The sequence below is a fragment of the Oerskovia sp. NPDC060287 genome (genome assembly GCF_042726775.1).
Classification (GTDB): domain Bacteria; phylum Actinomycetota; class Actinomycetes; order Actinomycetales; family Cellulomonadaceae; genus Oerskovia; species Oerskovia merdavium.
In genome coordinates, this window is record NZ_JBHXBO010000224.1 from 2952 (window position 1) to 6702 (window position 3751).

Annotated in this window: 5 protein-coding genes; all 5 read left to right on the top strand. The window is 67.0% G+C overall.

Going from position 1 to position 3751, the window contains the following annotated elements; all coding sequences use genetic code 11:
* Window positions 1–1726: penicillin-binding transpeptidase domain-containing protein (locus tag ACFWFR_RS16030; protein ID WP_377623619.1), on the top strand; the 1726-nt coding region annotated here is incomplete at its 5' end.
* A gap of 171 nt (window positions 1727–1897) precedes the next feature.
* Entirely contained in the window at window positions 1898–2188 is a 291-nt protein-coding gene (gene rpsF / locus ACFWFR_RS16035; protein WP_056654034.1) for a 30S ribosomal protein S6, read from the top strand.
* Window positions 2189–2336: 148 nt separating this feature from the next.
* Window positions 2337–2876 (top strand): single-stranded DNA-binding protein, encoded by a 540-nt coding sequence (locus ACFWFR_RS16040; RefSeq protein WP_056765068.1) that lies wholly within the window; start codon window positions 2337–2339, stop codon window positions 2874–2876.
* A 97-nt stretch (window positions 2877–2973) separates the two neighbouring features.
* Window positions 2974–3210 (top strand): 30S ribosomal protein S18, encoded by a 237-nt coding sequence (gene rpsR / locus ACFWFR_RS16045; RefSeq protein WP_030152654.1) that lies wholly within the window; start codon window positions 2974–2976, stop codon window positions 3208–3210.
* Between the two features lie 17 nt (window positions 3211–3227).
* Complete coding sequence (gene rplI / locus ACFWFR_RS16050) at window positions 3228–3677, top strand: 50S ribosomal protein L9 (protein WP_056654042.1); 450 nt, start codon at window positions 3228–3230, stop codon at window positions 3675–3677.
* The last annotated feature ends 74 nt before the right edge of the window (window positions 3678–3751 follow it).

A 3751-nucleotide genomic window follows, 5' to 3' on the forward strand; every position in this document is an offset into this window, starting at 1 on the left:
GGCCGCAGAGCTGACCATCTCCCAGGCCGCGATGATCACCGCGATCATCCCCAACCCGACCGTCTACGACCCGGCCAACAACCCTGACATCACGCAGGAGAAGTGGCAGCGCGTGATCAACCGCATGGCTGCGGACGGGCACATCACCCCTGCCGAGAAGGCCGAGGCGGTCTTCCCCGCCGACACGCTCAAGGAAAAGGTCGTGACCAACTCCAAGGGCGGGCAGGCGGGCTACCTCCTGGACCTGGTGAGGCGCGAGCTCGAGGCCAACGGCTATGACGGTGGCGACCTCGACACCAAGGGCTTCACGATCGTCACGACGTTCGACAAGACCATGCAGGACCTCGCGGTCGCGACCGCGGAGAGCATCCCCTACGACGGCGACCACCCGGCCTCGCCCAACCTGAAGCCGACGATCGTCTCGATCGACCCTGCGGACGGTGCGGTCAAGTCCGTCTACGGCGGCCCGGACTTCGTCACGCAGGAGTTCAACAACGCGACCCGCGGTGTCGCCCAGGCAGGCTCGACCTTCAAGCCGTTCACGCTCGTCGCGGCGCTCGAGCAGGGCATCGACCTGTCCGCGACGTACGACGGCAACAACGACGTGGAGGTGCCCGGCTTCTACGACAAGGGCCAGGGCGTGAAGAACTTCGGCAACCAGCCCTACGGCGAGATCGACCTGGCGACGGCGACCGCGAACTCCGTGAACACGGTCTACGCAGCCCTGAACATGGAGGTCGGGCCGGAGGCGACGGTCGCCGCGGCCGTCAAGGCGGGGATCCCCGAGGACACCATGGACCTCAAGGCCGTCCCGTCGAACGTGCTCGGTACCGCGTCGGTCCACCCGATCGACATCGCGCACGCTTACGCGACGTTCGCCGCGCAGGGCTTCGAGTCGACGCCGCACGTGGTCCAGTCGGTCAAGCGGTTGGACTCGGGCGCTGAGACCTACGACATGCCGGGCCGCAACGACCGCGTCTTCGAGGCCGACGTCATGGCCGCCGCGACCTACGCCATGACGCAGGTCGTCGAGTCGAAGGGCGCGTCCGGCGCACCGGCCAAGGCGTTGAACCGCCCCGTCGCGGGCAAGACCGGCACCTCGAACGACAACAAGTCGGCCTGGTTCGCGGGGTACATCCCGCAGCTGGCGACGGTCGTCGGGCTCTACCAGGGTGACCAGTCGACGCAGGAGCAGATCACCCCGTTCGGCGAGTACTACAAGAAGTCGATCACAGGTGGCACGTGGCCCGTCGACGCCTGGACCTCCTACATGGAGGGCGTCCTCGCGCTGCCCCAGTACGCCGAGGTCCAGGACTTCCCCGAGTACACGATGAAGAAGGTCAAGCCGTCCCCGACGCCGAGCGAGGAGCCCACGGAGCCCGCGATCGAGGAGCTGGTCGAGCCGGAGGAGCCGGTCGCACCGACCACCGTGACTGTCCCGACCGACCTGGCCGGGAGGTCCAAGGCAGACGCCAAGGCCGTGCTCGAAGGCATGGGGCTCAAGGTCTCGTTCACCGAGGAGTACTCGGCAGACGTCGCACCCGGCATCGTGCTCCGGGTCGGAGGGTCCGGTCAGCAGGTCGAGATGGGCAAGACCGTCACGGTCGTCCTGTCCAAGGGGCCGGATCCCAAGCCCACGCCCGATCCGTCGACACCGCCGACCACGCCACCCGAGGAGGGTGGAAGGCCGGGCAACGGCAACGGCAACAACGGCAACGGCGGGTAGCGACCGACGTCACCCCCACAGATTTCCCGACCCCGGCCCCGACCGGGTACCTTGGGAACTTGCTGTGTCTCGATCCGTGCTGCCATCAGCACGGTGACCTCACAGCGACGCACAACCCTCCTGTCACGGAGATACCGTGACCGCTGAGTCCGCAGGAGGTGGGTTAACCGCATGCGTCAGTACGAATTGATGATCATCCTCGACCCCGAGATCGAGGAGCGCACCGTTGCTCCGTCGCTCGACAAGTACCTGACGGTCATCAAGACCGACGGTGGCACTGTCGACAAGGTGGACATCTGGGGCCGTCGCCGCCTGTCCTTCGAGATCAACAAGAAGTCCGAGGGCATCTACGCCGTCGTCGACTTCACCGCGACGTCCGACACGGCCAAGGAGCTGGACCGTCAGCTCGGCCTCAACGAGGTCGTCCTGCGCACGAAGGTCCTGCGCACCGACGCTCGCTGATCACCTCGCACTTCTGACTTCCCTCGTGGCACCCCCGGTGCGCTGCGCGTCCCCAGGACAGCGTCAGTGGCACGTGGTGGGATGTCCGCGGACGGGGGTCATCCCCTTCGAAGAGTCTTCGATACGTAACGAACAATGAGGAGCTGGCATGGCTGGTGAAACCGTCATCACGGTGGTCGGGAACCTGACCGGGGACCCGGAGCTTCGCTTCACCCCCGCGGGGGCTGCCGTCGCCAACTTCACCGTGGCGTCCACGCCGCGCACCTTCGACCGCCAGAGCAACGAGTGGAAGGACGGCGACACGCTGTTCATGCGCTGCTCGATCTGGCGCGAGGCCGCGGAGAACGTCGCCGAGTCCTTGACCAAGGGCATGCGCGTCATCGTTCAGGGCCGTCTGGTCCAGCGTTCGTACGAGACCCGCGAGGGGGAGAAGCGCACGGTCGTCGAGCTGCAGGTGGAGGAGATCGGTCCTTCCCTGAAGTACGCCTCCGCGAAGGTCACCCGGGCCCAGCGCTCGGGTGGCGGCAACTTCGGTGGTGGCGGCGGTTTCGGCGGCGGCGGCGCTTCGAGCGGCGGCGGCGGATTCAGCGCTTCCGGCGGTGGCCAGCAGAGCAACGACGACCCGTGGGCCACGGCTGGCCCCGCGTCGTCGGGTGGTGCCTCGTTCTCGGACGAGCCCCCCTTCTAGTCACCGCTCACCCCAGACAAACCCTTCCCGGCGGGGCAGGTGCCCGACGAGGACACCCACCCCGGCCGGGGATAGCACCTTGTGAAGGAGCAACACCATGGCGAAGCCAGTGGTGCGCAAGCCCAAGAAGAAGTCCAACCCCCTGAAGTCGGCGAAGATCGAGTCGGTCGACTACAAGGACACGACCCTGCTGCGGAAGTTCATCTCCGACCGCGGGAAGATCCGTGCCCGTCGCGTGACCGGCGTCTCCGTCCAGGAGCAGCGCCAGATCGCACGTGCCGTCAAGAACGCCCGCGAGATGGCACTCCTGCCGTACTCGTCGTCCGCACGCTGATCGAGAGGGGATAGAACATGGCAAAGCTCATTCTGACCCACGAGGTCACCGGCCTGGGCGAGCCCGGCGACGTGGTCGAGGTCAAGGACGGGTACGCCCGTAACTTCCTCGTCCCCCGTGGCCTGGCGACCGGGTGGTCCAAGGGTGCCGAGTCGCAGATCTCTGCGATCCGCAAGGCACGCAAGGCTCGCGAGATCGCGACGCTCGACGAGGCCAAGGCGACGCGCGACTCGCTGCAGTCGAAGCCTGTCGTCGTGAAGGCCAAGGCGGGCCAGGGCGGCCGTCTGTTCGGCGCTGTCACCACCGGTGACATCGCTGAGGCCGTCAAGGCCGTCGGCGGCCCGTCCGTCGACAAGCGCAAGATCGAGATCGGCCAGCCGATCAAGTCGACCGGTTCGTACACGGTCACCATCCGCCTGCACGCCGAGGTCTCGGCGAACATCGCGGTCAACGTGGTGGCTGCCTGATCGACTGATCGCCCCTGTCCCGCAAGGGATGGATGGATCGGAGATCTCACCCGACGGCCCGGTCCCCTCTGCGG